General features: G+C 66.4%; 13 protein-coding genes. 5 read left to right on the top strand and 8 right to left on the bottom strand.

Annotated elements, in window-relative coordinates; all coding sequences use genetic code 11:
- The first annotated feature begins 1 nt into the window (after nucleotide 1).
- Nucleotides 2-1156 carry a DUF1501 domain-containing protein gene (locus tag SR3_RS18625; RefSeq protein ID WP_068089695.1) on the top strand — a complete coding sequence of 385 codons (1155 nt, stop codon included), beginning with the start codon at nucleotides 2-4 and terminating at the stop codon, nucleotides 1154-1156.
- Between the two features lie 137 nt (nucleotides 1157-1293).
- Nucleotides 1294-1746: a hypothetical protein gene (locus tag SR3_RS18630; RefSeq protein ID WP_068089697.1), complete on the top strand. Its 453-nt coding sequence runs from the start codon at nucleotides 1294-1296 to the stop codon at nucleotides 1744-1746.
- Nucleotides 1747-1801: 55 nt separating this feature from the next.
- Here the strand turns inward: SR3_RS18630 and SR3_RS18635 are convergent, their stop codons facing one another.
- Together SR3_RS18635 and SR3_RS18640 are read right to left on the bottom strand one after the other, a co-directional pair.
- Nucleotides 1802-2788, bottom strand: coding sequence for an MBL fold metallo-hydrolase (locus tag SR3_RS18635; RefSeq protein WP_068089699.1), 987 nt, complete (start codon nucleotides 2786-2788; stop codon nucleotides 1802-1804).
- 69 nt (nucleotides 2789-2857) lie between these two features.
- The gene (locus SR3_RS18640) at nucleotides 2858-4144 is read right to left on the bottom strand and encodes a glycoside hydrolase family 130 protein (RefSeq protein WP_068089701.1); all 1287 of its coding nucleotides are present in this window, start codon (nucleotides 4142-4144) and stop codon (nucleotides 2858-2860) included.
- A 277-nt stretch (nucleotides 4145-4421) separates the two neighbouring features.
- Between SR3_RS18640 and SR3_RS18645 the strand changes: the two genes are divergently transcribed.
- Nucleotides 4422-5936 carry a diguanylate cyclase domain-containing protein gene (locus SR3_RS18645; protein ID WP_084455704.1) on the top strand — a complete coding sequence of 505 codons (1515 nt, stop codon included), beginning with the start codon at nucleotides 4422-4424 and terminating at the stop codon, nucleotides 5934-5936.
- Between the two features lie 60 nt (nucleotides 5937-5996).
- On the opposite strand, the gene SR3_RS18650 is transcribed toward SR3_RS18645, so the two are convergent.
- The 3 genes from SR3_RS18650 to SR3_RS18660 all read right to left on the bottom strand — a co-directional run bounded on the left by SR3_RS18650 (nucleotide 5997) and on the right by SR3_RS18660 (nucleotide 8289).
- Nucleotides 5997-6569, bottom strand: a complete 573-nt coding sequence (locus SR3_RS18650; RefSeq protein WP_068089703.1) for a 3'-5' exonuclease family protein — start codon at nucleotides 6567-6569, stop codon at nucleotides 5997-5999.
- A 258-nt stretch (nucleotides 6570-6827) separates the two neighbouring features.
- Nucleotides 6828-7280: a tRNA (cytidine(34)-2'-O)-methyltransferase gene (locus tag SR3_RS18655; RefSeq protein ID WP_068089705.1), complete on the bottom strand. Its 453-nt coding sequence runs from the start codon at nucleotides 7278-7280 to the stop codon at nucleotides 6828-6830.
- A gap of 103 nt (nucleotides 7281-7383) precedes the next feature.
- Nucleotides 7384-8289: a LysR substrate-binding domain-containing protein gene (locus SR3_RS18660; protein ID WP_068089707.1), complete on the bottom strand. Its 906-nt coding sequence runs from the start codon at nucleotides 8287-8289 to the stop codon at nucleotides 7384-7386.
- Nucleotides 8290-8430: 141 nt separating this feature from the next.
- Here SR3_RS18660 and SR3_RS18665 point away from each other — a divergent pair, with 141 nt between their 5' ends.
- A complete protein-coding gene (locus SR3_RS18665; protein WP_068089709.1) occupies nucleotides 8431-9606 on the top strand; it encodes an MFS transporter in 1176 nt (391 codons plus the stop codon).
- A gap of 39 nt (nucleotides 9607-9645) precedes the next feature.
- On the opposite strand, the gene SR3_RS18670 is transcribed toward SR3_RS18665, so the two are convergent.
- Nucleotides 9646-10224, bottom strand: coding sequence for a nucleoside 2-deoxyribosyltransferase domain-containing protein (locus SR3_RS18670; protein ID WP_068089712.1), 579 nt, complete (start codon nucleotides 10222-10224; stop codon nucleotides 9646-9648).
- A 170-nt stretch (nucleotides 10225-10394) separates the two neighbouring features.
- Between SR3_RS18670 and SR3_RS18675 the strand changes: the two genes are divergently transcribed.
- Nucleotides 10395-11969: an ATP-binding cassette domain-containing protein gene (locus SR3_RS18675; protein ID WP_068089740.1), complete on the top strand. Its 1575-nt coding sequence runs from the start codon at nucleotides 10395-10397 to the stop codon at nucleotides 11967-11969.
- 74 nt (nucleotides 11970-12043) lie between these two features.
- Here the strand turns inward: SR3_RS18675 and guaA are convergent, their stop codons facing one another.
- Both guaA and SR3_RS18685 read right to left on the bottom strand, forming a co-directional pair.
- A complete protein-coding gene (gene guaA, locus SR3_RS18680; RefSeq protein ID WP_157098951.1) occupies nucleotides 12044-13627 on the bottom strand; it encodes a glutamine-hydrolyzing GMP synthase in 1584 nt (527 codons plus the stop codon).
- Between the two features lie 407 nt (nucleotides 13628-14034).
- Nucleotides 14035-15456, bottom strand: coding sequence for a M20/M25/M40 family metallo-hydrolase (locus SR3_RS18685; protein WP_068089746.1), 1422 nt, complete (start codon nucleotides 15454-15456; stop codon nucleotides 14035-14037).
- Nucleotides 15457-15474: the final 18 nt, after the last annotated feature.

Below are 15474 nucleotides of genomic sequence, written 5' to 3' on the forward strand. Positions count from 1 at the left end.
TATGATCGAAGGCCCCCGACTCAACAGGCGTTCCCTGCTCGCCCGTTCCGCTGCCGCCGTGGCGCTCAGCGCGATCCATCCCGCCCTGCTGCACGCCGCCACCGCCAGCACCGAGAAGCGCTTCATCTTCATCATCCAGCGCGGGGCGGCGGACGGGCTGCACACCGCGCCGCCATTGGGCGATCCGGGCTTCAGCGCGCTGCGCGGCGGTTTTCAGGATGCGCTGAAGAACGCCCACAAGCTCAACGACACCTTCTCGCTGCACCCCGCGCTGGGCAAGCTTGCGGGGATGTATGAGCGCAAGCAGGCCATCGTGGTCCATGCGGTGGCCTCGGCCTATCGCGACCGCTCGCATTTCGACGGGCAGAACATCCTCGAATCGGGCGGCACCCAGCCCTATGCGGAAAAGGGCGGCTGGCTGAACCGGCTGCTGCCGCTGCTGCCCGACGGCAAGGCGCTGGCGCTCTCGCCCGATGTGCCGATGGCACTGCGCGGGGCCGCGCCGGTGTCGTCCTATGCCCCCTCGGGCCTGCCGCAGGCGCAGGAGGATATGATCGGGCGGGTCAGCCGCCTCTATGCGCAAGACCCGCAACTGCACGGCCTGTGGCAAAGCGTGATGGAAACCCGCGACAGTCTGGGCGCGCTGCCGGTGCGGCGTGGCATGTCGCCCGCCGATCTGGGGCGCATGGCCGCGAAACTGATGCAGGGCCCGCAAGGCGCGCGCGTGCTGATGATCGAGACTGGCGGGTGGGACACGCATAACAACCAGATCGCCCAGCAGAACAAGGCGCTGAGCGATCTCGACGCGCTGATCGATGGCGCGGCTCAGGCGCTGGGCCCGGCGTGGAGCGAGACTCTGATTCTGGTCGCCACCGAATTCGGGCGCACCGCCGCGATCAATGGGACGGGCGGCACGGATCATGGTACGGGCAGCGCCGCATTGCTGGCGGGCGGCAGTCTGAACGGCGGGCGGGTGATCGCCGACTGGCCCGGCCTGTCGCAGGGCGCGCTGTTCGAGGCGCGCGATCTCAAACCCACGCTGGCCACCGAGGCGCTGGTTTGCGGGGCGGTGGCGGGCCATTTCGGGCTCGATCCGGCACTGGTGGCGCGGCGCCTTTATCCGTCTCAACCTTTGCTTCGCAGCATCGCGGTGTAAGCGGCAGGAAAGCGCGGCTCACAATGGTTAACAGCACCCCGGTTTTCTGTGTCGCCCACCCTGTGAAAACTACCCAGAACGCGGTCAAGAAGGCACAAAGATCAGCCTGTCATAATCCGGCAAAACGGAGAAGACGGTTGCACCATAATCTGGAAAATTCGCCGAACTGGGGTCGCTGGAGCCGCGAGCTGGAACTGCTGGTGGACTGGTTGCTGGACAATGACGCCATGAGCGACGGCGATGCCCTTCGCCGTCTGGCCGAGTTGATCCGCCATGCCCCGCATCCCGATCTGGCCGAGGGCGTCCTCGCTCTTGAGCCCACGGTGATCGAGCATCTGCTGGCCGCCGGGGCCGCCGAAACGCTGGCGCTGCGCTTCATCAGCGCGGACAGCGGCTTCTTCGTCTCACGCGGGGCGGCAGGGGAATATCTCGTTTCGGTGGTGCTGGCCGATCGCGGCGAGACCACGGCGGCGGGCACCTCTCTGGCCCGCGCGGTGGTTTGTGCTCTGGCCATGGCGCTCTCGCGCCCGGCCCAGCCCGCCGCCACCCCGTTGATGGCGCAGGCCACCGCCGGGGCGACTCTGCACTAATCGGGTTTCATCAGGCAGCGAGTGGAAGCAGGCGCCCTTTGCGGGGCGCCTGTTTTCAGTTCGGCTCGACCAGATTCCACGCCGAGCCCGGTTCGGCGGCCGGGAAGCGCTCGGCAGGAATGCTGCGCGCGTTCAGGGCGCGGGCGAGGTCTTCGCGGGGGGTATCGCGGCCCTCGTCGCTGAGCGGGAAGACGCCCCAATGGATGCCCAGCGCCCGGCGCGCGCCCAGATCCTGCATGATCTGCACCGCCTCATCCGGGTCGGTATGCTGCGGCCCCATAAACCAGCGCGGGCGATAGGCGCCGATCGGCAGCAGCGCCAGATCGGGCGCGCCAAACCGCGCGCGCAGATCGCGGAAGATGCCGCCATTGCCATAGGCGGTGTCGCCCGCGAAATAGAGCAGCCCGTCACGCAGCCTGAGCATAAAGCCGCACCACAAGGCATGGCGACGATCCCGCAGCCCCCGCGCCGACCAGTGCTGCGCGGGCACGATCACCGCCTGCATATCCTTGCCCAGCCAGTGCTGGCTCCACCAGTCGCCCGCCTCGGTGCGGGCGCGGGGGATGGATTTGCGCACAATGGTGTCATTGCCCAAGGGCGTGACGATGCGCGGATCGTCACGCGCCACCAGCTTCTTGAGCGTCACCACATCGAGGTGGTCATAATGATTGTGGCTGAGCAGCACGATGTCGATCTTGGGCAGATCCTCGAAACGCACCCCCGGCGGGCAGACGCGGCGCGGCCCGGCGAAGCTGAACGGGCTGGCGCGCTGCGAAAACAGCGGATCGGTCAGCATGTTCACCCCGCCGCTCTGGATCAGCAGCGTGGCATGGCCGACGATGGTGATGCGGGTCTCCTGCTCACGCGGATTGGGCACAGCGGGGGTGATCGCCACGCTTTGCGGCCAGCGTTCGCGCTGGGAGGTCCAGCTCCAGCGCAGCACCTCGCCGAGGCTTTTGTCGGGCGTGGGGATCGGGCTGGTGAAGCACTCGCCGTCGAAATGATCGGTGACGGGGCCGGAATAATAGCGGTTGCGGGTCAAGGAGATACCTGAAAGGCGAAAGGGGGGGCTTCCTCTATGGGAATGCCTCAGGGTTCTGCCAAGGGGTGGTCACGCCATCTCCGCCACCAGCCGGTCGAGCGACACCGTGGCGAAGCGCGTATAATCATCGGCCACCGCATAGGGCAGCAGCAGGTTGCGCCCCCGCACCAGCGCCCCGCAGCTGTAGACCACATTGGGCACATAGCCGTCGCGCTCGCTGTCGCCCGGCTCGATCAGCGGCTCGGCCAGCCGCCCGATCAGTTTCGAGGGATCGTCACGGTCGAGCAGCATCGCGCCCATGCAATAGTTGCGCATCACCCCCACGCCGTGCGTGAGCAGCAGCCAGCCCTCCTCAATCTCCAGCGGAGAACCGCAATTGCCCAGCTGGATGCTTTCCCAGGGATAGGTGGGCGTGGCCAGCTTCGTGCCGCCATCCCAGGTGAACAGGTCTTCGGAGGAAGCCAGCCAGAGGTTCTCATTGTCCTGCCGCCCGATGGCCAGATAGCGCTCGCCAAACTTGCGGGGGAACAGCGCCATGCCCTTGGCGTTGGCCAGATCACCCGCCACAGGATGCATCTTGAAGGAGCGGAAATCGTCGGTCTGGATCAGCTCCTGACAGGCGCGCTCCGGCCCGACGGCGGTGTAGGTGCCGACATAGGTGGTGCGATCGGGGAAGGTGAAGCGGGTGAGGCGCAGATCCTCGATCCCCCGGCTCTGGCTGGCCAGCACCGGGAACAGCACGGCCTCGGACGGGTCGCAGGCGCCGGTGCAGTCGATCTGGATGGTCTGCGCATCCTTCCAGCCCCGCACCTCGCCCAGCACAGGGGGCACGCCGGTCGGCCCCGGCGCATCGACGCTCACCGATCCATCCTTGTGCCATGTGCCGGTGCGGAAGGTGACCGAGGAGAGATGCCCCTCCCCGATCCCGCGCAGCGAGAGGATAAAGCGCGTCTCGCCATCCTCATCCTCGGGGTGATCGGGGTGGCGCACGATGCTGGGGTTGAACAGGGCGGCGGCCTCGAAGGCATATTCCGCGCTGAAATAGGCGCCCAGCAGCAGGCGCCGCGATTCCGGCAGGCCCGCAACGCAGCCAAGCATCTCGTCCAGTTCGTCGGCCCGGCGCAGCAGCGCGGCGCGCGTGCCGCTGTGCCGCGCCTCCAGCGAGCGCCATGTCCGGTCGAGCTGGCGCACCAGCGCGTCATCGTCGAAGGCCATGATGCGCTCGACCGTGGCCTTGATCCGCGCCCTGCCCGCCTCATCCGATCCCCCGGGCCAGAAAGGGCGGATCACCGTGCGGGTGGGGTCGGGATGCAGCTCCAGCTTTTGCAGCGAGACCAGCGGCAGGGGGCCGGTCATGGGTGGGGCTCCCGACTCAAAGCGGAGACTCGATTCGCGCCTGTGCAGTTCATGGCTTGCGCCCTCCTTGCCCCCTCTTCGCCATCACCCCACCTGTGCAAGACGCTTCGCGAAGGGGATGAGTTCCCTGAAGAACTGCCCCTGGACTGAGAAAACCTCGCGAAAACAGGCACGCCGCCCGCCCCTTGCCCCAAAGGGCACACCACACGCGAAAATGCGGATCAGCGTAGCTGCGTAACAGCACACTGTTAAGGCGATCACGGCTATGCAAACGATCATGGTCGACCGCACAAGCCTTGGTTACAGCCCTGCTCCCCTGCCGCCCACCGAGGCGGAGCGGATGGCGATTCTGGAGCATCTGGGCCTGCTCGACACCCCGCCCGAGCGCGAATTCGACACCATCGTGCGCATGGCCAGCCATCTGCTGGGCTGCAAGATCGCGCTGGTCTCGCTGGTCGACAAGGACCGCCAGTGGTTCAAGGCCAAGACCGGGCTGGACGTGAGCCAGACCCCGCGCGAGGTGGCCTTCTGCGCCCATGCCGTGGCCGCCAATGACGCGCTGGTGGTGCCCGATGCCACGGCGGACGAACGCTTCGCACGCAACCCGCTGGTCACCGGCGCTCCGGGCGTGCGTTTCTATGCCGGCGTGCCCCTGCGCGCCGGCCAGAACGAGGGCGAGGCGCAGCCCATGGGCACGCTCTGCGTCATCGACGACAAGCCCCGCAGCTTCGGCGCGCAAGAGCTGGAATTGCTGAACGAACTGGCCGAACTGGCCGAAGCCCTGATGGAAGCCCGCGCCACCACCGCCGACGCGCTGCGCCTCGCCGACGAACGCGGCCATGCCCTGCGCAAGCTGGATCAGTCCAATCGCAAGCTGCGTCAGGCCGAGCGCATGGCCAATGTCGGCTCATGGCGGCTGACTCTGGACGACAATCGCGCCGAATGGTCGGAACAGACCTATGCCATCCATGGCGTCCCCGTGGGCGACGGCACGCCGCTGGCCGAGGCGATGGAGTTTTTTCCGCTGGCCTCCCGCACGATCATCGAGGCGGCGATGCACCGCTCCATCAGCACCGGGGCGCCCTTCGATTTCGAGAGCGATTTCATCAACGCGCAGGGCCAGTTGCGCCGCGTGCGGAGCATGGCCGAACTGGAGCTGGCGGACGGCAAGCCCGTCGCCCTGATCGGCGTGTTTCAGGACGTCACCGAGCGCTACCAGATGGAGCAGGCCCTGCGCCGCACCGCCAACACCGATGCGCTGACCGGCCTGGCCAGCCGCGGCCATTTCAACCATCACCTCGACGAAAAGCTGTTGCGCGCCAGCCAGGATGAGAGGGCGGGCGATCAGGATCCCATGGCGCTGCTGCTGATCGACCTCGACAATTTCAAGGCCGTGAACGACCGCTGCGGCCACCCCGCTGGCGACGATCTGTTGCGTTTGATGGCCTCACGCCTGCAGGCCTCCTACCTTGAGGGCAGCTTCGCGGCGCGGCTGGGAGGCGATGAATTCGTGCTGATGGTCAGCGACCGCACCCTGCTGGCGGATTTGCCCGGGCTGATGCAGCGCCTGCTTCAGGATCTGCGCCATACGGTGAGCAATGCGGTGGAAAGCGTCCACGTCTCGGCCACCATCGGCGCCTGCTGGCTGGAAACCGGCGACGAAAACCGCAGCGACCTGCTCCACCGCGCCGACACCGCCTTGTATGAGGCCAAGCGGGTGCAGCGCGGGACGGCCAAGATCGATGGTCTGGCACGGTTGATCATGCCCAAGGCGATCCGGCTTTCGGCTTAAGGCAGACGATGCGAGGGGGAGTCTTTGTTGGCCGCATCCCTGCTCAATCCCCTTGGGACATCAAGCAAACAACCCCGTTCCCACCGGCCCCGGCTGCAGGACCGGCAGATCGTCAGGCACCAAAGGCGCGGACACAGGCTGCTCTTCCAGCAAGCGGTCCAGCAGCAACCGCAACCATCGCGCATCGGCCCCGGCGCGGTGGCGCTCGGGGCACAGCAGGTCGGCATGGGTTTGTGCCGCCATGATCTGGCCATGGGTCGCGCCCATTTCGTCGAAGAGCGTATCCACATGCCTGATACGGACCGCCGCGCCCTGCCCTGCCGAGGCTTCGCTCAGCGTGGCCCACCAACCGGCATCGATGCGGCTGTCGGCAATCACCCGCGCAGCGCCGATCGCCCGCAGGGCCTGCGCCATCACCAGATCGGGGGCGAGGCCTTCCCGCTCCAGCTGCTCACGCGTGATGCCGTGGACGGCGAAGGCTTCCTCGGTCCAGTCCCAGCCCTGCCAGCTGTCATGCGGGCGGATCAGCCAGGAGAGCGTGCCTTGCGGGCCGGAAATCCCCAGCTCGATCGGGAAAGACCGCCCATGGCGGGGCAAGCAACTGGCTTCGAAATCGATCGTGACAAAATCCATCGCGCAAGACTCCGCTGACCGGGCTGGCCTGCATTCGGGTCATCACAAGCTGTCATGCCTTCTTACGCTTGGCGGGGCCGCCATGCGCGATAGAATTTCTTCCAATACCTAGTTATTTGGTAGAGATAGAAATGTGACGGTCCTGACGATCCAAGGCCTAAACCATCGGGCCGGCGATTTGCTCCCGACAAAGGCTCCGCGATGGACGCGATCCGGCGCAAATTCCGCAGGATCGGCGCTGAACGGCTGGTCGCAATGTCAGCCCGGCAGGCTGCCCGTCTGGCGCAGCGCCTCGCCCAGCGCCAGCGCCGCCGAGGTGGCCAGATTCATCGAACGCACCTCGGGCCGCATCGGGATGCGCACTCTGGCCTGACAGGCATCGGAGACCGCCGCGGGCACGCCTGCGCTTTCCTTGCCGAAGATCAGCACATCGTCGGGCCGGTAGCTGAAGCCATAGGCGGACTGGTCGGTCTTGGTGGTGAACAGCACCAGCCGGGCAGCGCCGATTGTTTCCTGGAAAGCCGCGAAACCGGCGTGGCGGGTGACGGAGACATGGTCGATATAATCCATCGCCGCTCGGCGCACGCGCCGGTCATCCCAGAGGAAGCCCATGGGCTCGATCAGATCGACCGCCGCGCCGAAACAGGCGCAAAGCCGCAGCACAGCGCCGACATTGCCAGCGATTTCCGGTTCGAAAAGAGCAATACGCATGGCAGGCTCCTAGGCGTTGGTCGCCCCGCGATGCAAGCCGAAGCATCGCGCGAACAAGTGGGCACCGGTTTTTCGCTAAAACGATGCGACAACAAAAGCCCGATCAGCGCAGCCGCTCGGCCAGAAAATCCACGAAGGCGCGGATGCGCGTGGGCGTGCCCGCCCCACCGACGAAGACCGCATGGATCGCCTCGACATCGCCCGGGTTGAACTCTTCCAGAATGGGCACAAGCTGGCCGGAAGCCATCTCCTCCTCCACGCTGAAGCGGCCCACCCGCGCCACGCCCACGCCCGCCGCCGCCAGTTGGCCCAGCGTCTCGCCATTGTTGGCCTCGATGTTGCCTTTGACCGAGAGCGCGTAATCGCGCCCGTCCCGCCGGAAGGGCCAGACCGGCTCAACGCGGCGGAAGTTGAAATTCAGGCAATTGAAGCGGTGCAGATCCTCGGGCGCCTGCGGCGTGCCATGGCGCTCCAGAAAAGAGGGCGCGGCCACGATCACCCGCCGCGTCTCGCCCAACCTGCGCGCCGTCAGCGTGCTGTCGGCCAGCGGCCCGAAGCGGATCGCCACATCGGCCTGCCCGCCCGCCACATCGACCAGCGTATCGGTCAGCGCAATGTCCACCAGAATATGCGGATAGAGCGCCGCGAAATCCCCCAGCAGCGGCACCACGCAAAGCCGCCCATGCGACAGCGCCGCGCTGACCCGCAACCGCCCGCGCGGCGCGCCCTGATCGGCGATCTGCTGCTCGGCATCGTCGAGATCGGCCAGAATGCGCCGCGCCATCTGAAGATAGGCCTGCCCCTCGGCGGTCAAGGTCAGGGCGCGGGTGGTGCGCAGCAGCAGGCGCACACCGAGCCGCGCCTCGATGCGGTCGATGGCGCGGCTCACCGCCGAGGGGCTGAGGTCCAGCAAGCGCCCCGCGCCGGAAAAGCTGCCCTGCTCCACCACGGCGGTGAACAGGGTCAGGGCGCGGGCCCGGTCTCCGCCGCCTGCCAGCGAGTTCTCCATCTTTGCTCCTGATGCAAAAATCCTTCGCGTCCAGCCCGGCTACCGCTTGGGGCCAACAAAGTCCATCTATGCGCTGCGATAGCAGGGCATGGGCCCTCCCCCCGTCCTACCCTCTCCCCCCTTTCGCGTGAGGACACAGCGATGAAGATCAACCCCGGGCTTCTGGCCCTGTCTGTCGGCGCCTTCGGCATCGGCGTCACCGAATTCGCGCCGATGGGCCTGCTGCCGGTGATCGCCGGGGATCTGGGCGTCTCCATCCCCACCGCCGGTCTGCTGATCAGCGCCTATGCGCTGGGCGTGGTGATCGGCGCCCCGCTGATGACGCTGACCACGGGCCGCGTGCCAAGGCGCAGCCTGCTGATCCTGCTGGCGGGCATTTTCACGCTGGGCAATCTGCTGGCCGCCGTCTCGCACGGCTATGCCATGCTGCTGGCGGCGCGCGTGCTCACCTCCTTCAACCATGGCGCGTTTTTCGGCGTCGGCTCGCTGGTGGCGGCCAGTCTGGTGCCGCCGCAGAAGCAGGCGGGCGCCGTCGCCACCATGTTCATGGGGCTGACCATCGCCAATGTGGTGGGCGTGCCGCTGGCCACCTGGGCAGGCGAGCATATGGGCTGGCGCGCGTCCTTCTGGGGCATTGCCGCGCTGGGCGGCGCCACGATGATCGCCCTGCGCCTCACCCTGCCCACCCTGCCCGCACCCGAAGGCGGCGACGCTGGCGCGGAACTGCGCGTGCTGACCCGCAAGCCGGTGCTGGGCGCGCTGGCGCTGACGGTGATCGGTTCCAGCGCGATGTTCACCGTCTTCACCTACATCACCCCGATCCTGCGTGAGGTCACCGGCGCCTCGCTGGGCTTTGTGACCGCCATGCTGGTCACCTATGGCGTGGGGCTGACGGTGGGCAACGGGCTGGGCGGCAAATTCGCCGACCGCTCGGTGGACCGCACGCTGATGGTCACGCTGGCCTCGCTGGCGGCAATCCTGGCCGCTTTCGCCCTGACGATGAGCCATGCCGCGCCGACCGCCGTGCTGGTCTTCCTGTGGGGCATCGCCAGCTTTGCGCTGGTGCCACCGCTGCAGGTGCGGGTGATGAAGGCGGCGAAGGATGCGCCAAATCTGGCCTCGGCCATGAACATCGGCGCGTTCAATCTGGGCAATGCCGTGGGCGCGGCGCTGGGCGGCGGGGTGATCTCGCTGGGTCTGGGTTATCCGGCGGTGGCGCTGGCCGGGGCTGTCGCCGCGGCTTCGGGGCTGGTCTGTGTGGTGGCGATGCGCGGCGAGCCTGCGCAGGAGCCTGTCGCGGTTGGCCAAGCCTGCTGAACCGGAGGCCGGGGCGCAAGACGCTCCGGTCTTTTCGCATCAGCGCTGGCGCAGTGCCGCCAGCTTCGCCTTTACCGCCTGAGTCAACGCGGGCAGATCGGCGACCTGCTGCACGCCGTAACGCTCGGCGGTGATATCGACATTGCCCTTGCGCCAAAACCCTTGCGGACACAGCACGATCAGCTTGCCGGAGCGGGCATGCAGGCCCATCTCCAGCAGGCTGATCGGGCTTTGTGAGCCGGGCGCCAGATAGAGCACGATCACATCGGCGCTCTCCAGGGCCGAGAGTTCCCATTCCACTTGGCGGCGGAATTCCGGCTCATTGGCCTCTGGCCGCCATGCGGGGTTCCAATCGGGGCGGCGGGGGTTGAGGATCTCCACATCGTCCTGCGCCAGCGCCGCGATCATATCCTTCTGCCAGTCTGGCGCGTGCCCCATATCGATGCTGCCACCCAGAAAGACGCGCAGGCGCTGATGCGCCGCGGGCAGTTTGGCAGGCAGGGGCTCCGGCGAGGTGATGACGATGGAGCGATGCTCAGCTGTTTCAGCCTGAGCCGAAGCGCCATTCAGGGCGGCAACGGCCAGAGCCACTGCGGGGAGGACAGGTTTGCGGATCATGCCCGCATCCTAGCGCGATCCGGCGCTGTTTCATAAGGCATTTGCAGTCCACCGCGGCATCCGCTACACTCTATGGGCTCGGCCATTTCGCTAGCGGCTCGCAGGAGGATGACATGGACCGGAAGACGCGCTGATTTTCGCTCGTCTCTCAAGTTGTTCCGGTGCTTGTCATGTCTGCTTTTCTGACCCTCGATGCTATCGCGTTGGCGACGCCTGCTGGCCGCCCGCTGTTTTCCTCTTTGTCGCTTGCTGTCGGGCGGGAGCGCATTGGCGTTGTCGGCCGTAATGGCACGGGCAAATCATCGCTGCTGAGGGCCATTCTTGGCGAGATACCGCTTCAGGCGGGCAGCCTTGCCATAGAGGGCACGGTCGGCCTGCTGCGGCAAACCACCCAGGCCGATAACCAGACCGCCTGCGAAGCGCTCGGCCTGGCCGAACACATGGACATCCTGCGGCGCATCGAAACCGGCATCGCCGACGACGTGGATTTCGAGCAGGCCGACTGGTCCCTGCCCCAGAGGCTTGAAAAGGCGCTGCTGGCCGCCGGTTTGCCGGTGATCGATCTGGAACGCCCGCTGGGCAGCTTCAGCGGCGGAGAACGCACACGCATCGCCATCGCCGGATTGCTGCTCGATCCGCCCGACCTGCTGTTGCTTGATGAACCGACCAACAATCTCGATCAGGATGGCCGCAACGCCGTCATCGCCTTGCTGGCCAGTTGGCGTGGCGGAGCGCTGGTGGTCAGCCATGATCGAGACCTGTTGGAGGGCATGGATCGCATCCTCTCGCTGTCCCCCACCGACGTGGCGATCCACACCGGCGGCTGGTCAAGCTGGGCCGCCAAACGCGATGCCGCCGCAGCGCGGGCCGAGGCAGAGCTGCAAAACGCCACCCGCCAGCTCCGCTCGGCCAGGCGCGAGGCGCAGCAGGCCCACGAAAGGCAGGCCCGGCGCGATTCGGCGGGCCGCGCCTATGGCGCCAGCGGCAGCGCGCCCGCCATCCTGCTGGGCCGCCAGCGCGAAAGGGCCGAAAACAGCGGCGCGCGCGGCGCTGTCCTCTCGGAGCAAAAGGTCGCGATGATGGCCGGATCACTGGCCTCCGCACGCGAGAAGGTGGACGTGATCGCGCCCCTGACCATGGCGATGTCGCCTTGCGGATTGCCCTCGCACAGGCTGCTGATCGCCTTCGAGGATGTCTGCTGGCAGGCAGGCGAGCGCAAGGTGATCGACACCCTCTCCTTCGAGCTGCGCGGCCCCGAACGCGTGGCGCTGAGCGGGCGCAACGGCGCGGGCAAGACCAGCGTGTTCAAACTGGCCGCCGGCCTGCTGACGCCCACCTCGGGCCGCATCCAGCGCAGCGACAGGCTGGCATGGCTGGATCAAAGCGTGGGCATGCTGGACCGCGCGATGACACTGGTGGAGAACATCCGCCACCTCAACCCCGCGCTGGACGAGAATGCCGCCCGCGCCGCGCTGGCCCGCTTCGCTTTCCGCAACAAGGAGGGTGAAAGGCTGGTACGAGACCTGAGCGGCGGCGAATGCCTGCGCGCCGGTCTGGCCTGCGTGCTCTCCGCCCAGCCCATCCCGCAACTGCTGATGCTGGACGAGCCGACGAATCACCTCGATCTCGACTCCATCGAGGTGATCGAACAGGCGCTTTGCGCCTATAACGGCGCTCTGCTGGTGGTCAGCCATGACCCTCGTTTTCTCGAAGCCATCGGCGTGACACGGCACATCGCGCTATAGCCCGCGCCAAGAAAAAGGCCCCCGGTCCGCCAAGGGACAGGGGGCCTTTTCAAACCTTCAGGCGATGCGCGGGTTTATTCCCACTCGATCGTGCCGGGGGGCTTGCTGGTGTAGTCGTAAACGACGCGGTTGATGCCCTTCACCTCATTGATGATGCGGGTGGCCACGCGGCTCAGGAAGGCGGCGTCAAAGGGGTAGATGTCCGCCGTCATGCCATCGGTGCTGGTCACCGCGCGCAGGGCGCAGACGTTATCGTAGGTGCGGCCATCGCCCATCACGCCGACCGTCTTCACCGGCAGCAGCACGGCGAAGGCCTGCCAGATCGCGTCATAAAGGCCCGCGTTGCGGATTTCCTCAAGATACACCGCATCGGCCTTGCGCAGGATGTCGCAGCGCTCACGCGTCACCTCGCCGGGGATGCGGATCGCCAGACCCGGCCCGGGGAACGGGTGACGGCCCACGAAGATCTCCGGCAGGCCCAGCTCGCGGCCCAGCACGCGCACCTCATCCTTGAAGAGCTCGCGCAGCGGCTCGACCAGCTTCATGTTCATGCGCTCGGGCAGGCCGCCGACATTATGGTGGCTCTTGATCGTGACGCTCGGCCCGCCCGTGAAGCTGACGCTCTCGATCACATCGGGGTACAGCGTGCCCTGCGCCAGGAAATCGGCGCCGCCGATCTTCTTGGCCTCGCCCTCGAACACATCGATGAAGGTCTTGCCGATGAACTTGCGCTTGGCCTCGGGATCGGTGACCCCGGCCAGACCGTTCATGAACAGCGTGGCGGCATCGACATGCACCAGCGGAATGTTGAAGTGGCCGCGGAACAGGCTGACGACCTGCTCGGCCTCACCCTGACGCAGAATGCCGCCGTCGACGAAGACGCAGGTCAGCTGATCGCCCACCGCCTCGTGGATCAGCAGCGCGGCCACTGCCGAATCGACGCCGCCCGAAAGACCGCAGATCACGCGCGAGGAGCCGACCTGCTCACGGATCTCGGCGATCTTGGTCTTGCGGAATTCGGCCATGGTCCAGTCGCCCGACAGGCCGCAGACATGGCGCACGAAGTTCTTCAGCAGCTTGGCGCCATCGGGCGTATGCACCACCTCGGGGTGGAACTGCATGGCGTAGATGCGCTTCTCGTCGTTCGCGATAACGGCGAAGGGCGCGCCCGGGCTGGCCGCCACCGGGCGGAAGCCGGGGGCCAGCTTGGTCACCTTGTCACCATGGCTCATCCAGACCTGATGGCTCTCGCCGACATTCCAGAGGCCGTTGAACAGCGCGCAGCTGTCGTTGATCTCGATAAAGGCGCGGCCGAACTCGCCGGAGTCGCCCAGCACAACCTCACCGCCCAGCTGATGCATCAGCGACTGCTGACCATAGCAGATGCCCAGGATCGGCAGGCCGCTCTCCAGAATGGCCTCCGGGATCGCCGGGCCGCCTTCCAGCACCGAGGCCGGGCTGCCCGAGAGGATGATGCCCTTGGGGCTCATACGCTCGAAAGCGGCTGCTGCGGTGGTGAAGGGGGCGATCTCGGAATAGACCCCGGCCTCGCGCACGCGGCGGGCGATCAGCTGGGTCACCTGGCTGCCGAAATCGACGATGAGAATCGAGTCGGAATGATCCGGGGCGGAGGGTGTGGAGATGGGGTGCTCGCTCATGGCCACCCGTTAGTCGCGAGGGGGCAAGATGTCCAGATCATGGGCGCTGGCGGACGCGACGGGCGCGATTTTTGCTGCATTGCACCCAAACTGCGCCATTTACCCCATTGAGTTGCAAAAAACGCAAGAAATATTGTTGCTATCGCACGTGATTGGTCGGCGAAACGGTGTATAGGCACGTCCAACGGAGACTTCGCACTTGCACAAAATCAAGCGCGACCTCCTGAACTCAAAGGAGATAACGCCATGATCGCACGTAACCTGGTCGCCCTCGCCCTCGCGCTCGGCACCAGCGGTCTGATGTTCGCCGCCACGCTCGCCTAACCAGCCGCGATGCGGCGGCCACTCAGCCGCCTGACCCAAGAGCCGCCCGCCGCAAGGCAGGGCGGCTCTTCGCTTATGCGCCTTTAATGATTCGCGTAATCCTTCACCAGATCGCTCAGGAAATCGCGCTCGATATAGACCGAGGCGACCGCGCGCTTCTCATTCAACCCATGCGCCCCGCTGCCATCGGGGTCGACGAAAGCCCCCGGCGGCCCGTAGGACGGGATCCCCGCCGCCTCCAGAAAGATGCCATCGGTCGCCCCGGTCGACATGGTGGGCACCAGCGGCACGCCGGGATAATATTGCGCCACCAGCCGCTCGACCGGGCCAAGAATCTGCGGGGTGAGCGGCGGCGCCTTCGCCACCGGGCCGCGCAGCTTTTCCATGGTGATGGTCAGGCGCGGATCGCCCATGATCTCTTTCAGCTTCTCCTGCACCGATTCGACGCTGATGCCCGGGAACACGCGGCAGTTGATGTTGGCCGTGGCTTTCTGAGGCAGCGCATTGTTGGCATGGCCGCCCTCCTCCAGCGTGCCGACACAGGTGGTGCGCAGCATCGAATGGAACGAGCGGTCGGTGTTAAGCGTGGCCTCGGCCGCCTTCGATTCGGGGCTGCCGATGGGCGCGCTGGCAATGGTGCGCATCGCGGCACCCATCGCGTCATTGCGGCTGGCGCCCAGCTTGCCGAAATAGGCCCTGGTCGTGTCGGTGAGCATCAACGGGAATTCGTAATCCCGCACCTTCAGCAGCGCCTCGGCAATCTCGTAAATGGCGTTGTCGCGGATGGGGATCGAGGAATGGCCGCCCGGATTGGTGGCGGTGATCTGGTAATTGACCGCGAATTTCTCCCCCACATGCAGCGATTGCTGGACGATGTTCCCATGGCCATCGGTGCGCCCGCCACCGCCTTCGTTCAGCGCGAATTCGGCGTCGATCAGATCGCGCTTGTTGCTGGCCAGCCAGTTGGCGCCGTTGAAGGCCCAGCTGGTTTCCTCGCCGCAGGTCAGCGCCAGCTTCACCGTGCGCTTCGGCGTATAGCCCGCCTTCTTCCAGCGTGAGAGCAGATCGATCCAGGTGGCATCCATCGCCTTCATATCGGCGGTGCCGCGGCCATAGAAATAGCCATTTTCCTCGATCAGCGTGTAGGGATCGCGGGTCCAGTCCTCACGCTTGGCGACCACCACATCGAGATGGCCCAGCAGCAGGATCGGCTTCAGCGTCTTCGAACTGCCCGGCAGCACGGCAACGATCCCGCCCTCCTTGGGGTGATCGGGCACAGCGAAGCGGGTGATCTGGGCATCGGTGAAACCGGCGGCGCGCAGATGCGCCTCCACCTTGTCGGCCACCAGCGTGCAGCTGCCGGTGGTGATCGAACTGTCGGTCTCCACCAGATCCTTGTAGAGCGCGCGGAAGGCCAGCTGATCGGGGCGGGTGCCCTTGCCGATCTCCATGGCCTGCGCGGACAGGCCATTGCCCACCGGCGCCGCCTGCGCCCCCGTGGCCATCACGCCGCAGGCCACCGC

It is taken from the genome of Novosphingobium rosa NBRC 15208 (genome assembly GCF_001598555.1).
In the GTDB taxonomy this organism is placed as follows: domain Bacteria; phylum Pseudomonadota; class Alphaproteobacteria; order Sphingomonadales; family Sphingomonadaceae; genus Novosphingobium; species Novosphingobium rosa.

Excerpts from the sequence above, each read along its gene's own strand:
- SR3_RS18655 (WP_068089705.1), bottom strand. The coding sequence starts at position 7,280 with ATGCGTATTGCTCTTTTCGAACCGGAAATCGCTGGCAATGTCGGCGCT.
- SR3_RS18645 (WP_084455704.1), top strand. The coding sequence starts at position 4,422 with ATGGTCGACCGCACAAGCCTTGGTTACAGCCCTGCTCCCCTGCCGCCC.
- SR3_RS18640 (WP_068089701.1), bottom strand. The coding sequence starts at position 4,144 with ATGACCGGCCCCCTGCCGCTGGTCTCGCTGCAAAAGCTGGAGCTGCAT.
- SR3_RS18660 (WP_068089707.1), bottom strand. The coding sequence starts at position 8,289 with ATGGAGAACTCGCTGGCAGGCGGCGGAGACCGGGCCCGCGCCCTGACC.
- SR3_RS18625 (WP_068089695.1), top strand. The coding sequence starts at position 2 with ATGATCGAAGGCCCCCGACTCAACAGGCGTTCCCTGCTCGCCCGTTCC.
- SR3_RS18670 (WP_068089712.1), bottom strand. The coding sequence starts at position 10,224 with ATGATCCGCAAACCTGTCCTCCCCGCAGTGGCTCTGGCCGTTGCCGCC.
- SR3_RS18665 (WP_068089709.1), top strand. The coding sequence starts at position 8,431 with ATGAAGATCAACCCCGGGCTTCTGGCCCTGTCTGTCGGCGCCTTCGGC.
- guaA (WP_157098951.1), bottom strand. The coding sequence starts at position 13,627 with ATGAGCGAGCACCCCATCTCCACACCCTCCGCCCCGGATCATTCCGAC.
- SR3_RS18650 (WP_068089703.1), bottom strand. The coding sequence starts at position 6,569 with ATGGATTTTGTCACGATCGATTTCGAAGCCAGTTGCTTGCCCCGCCAT.
- SR3_RS18685 (WP_068089746.1), bottom strand. The coding sequence starts at position 15,456 with ATGGCCACGGGGGCGCAGGCGGCGCCGGTGGGCAATGGCCTGTCCGCG.
- SR3_RS18675 (WP_068089740.1), top strand. The coding sequence starts at position 10,395 with ATGTCTGCTTTTCTGACCCTCGATGCTATCGCGTTGGCGACGCCTGCT.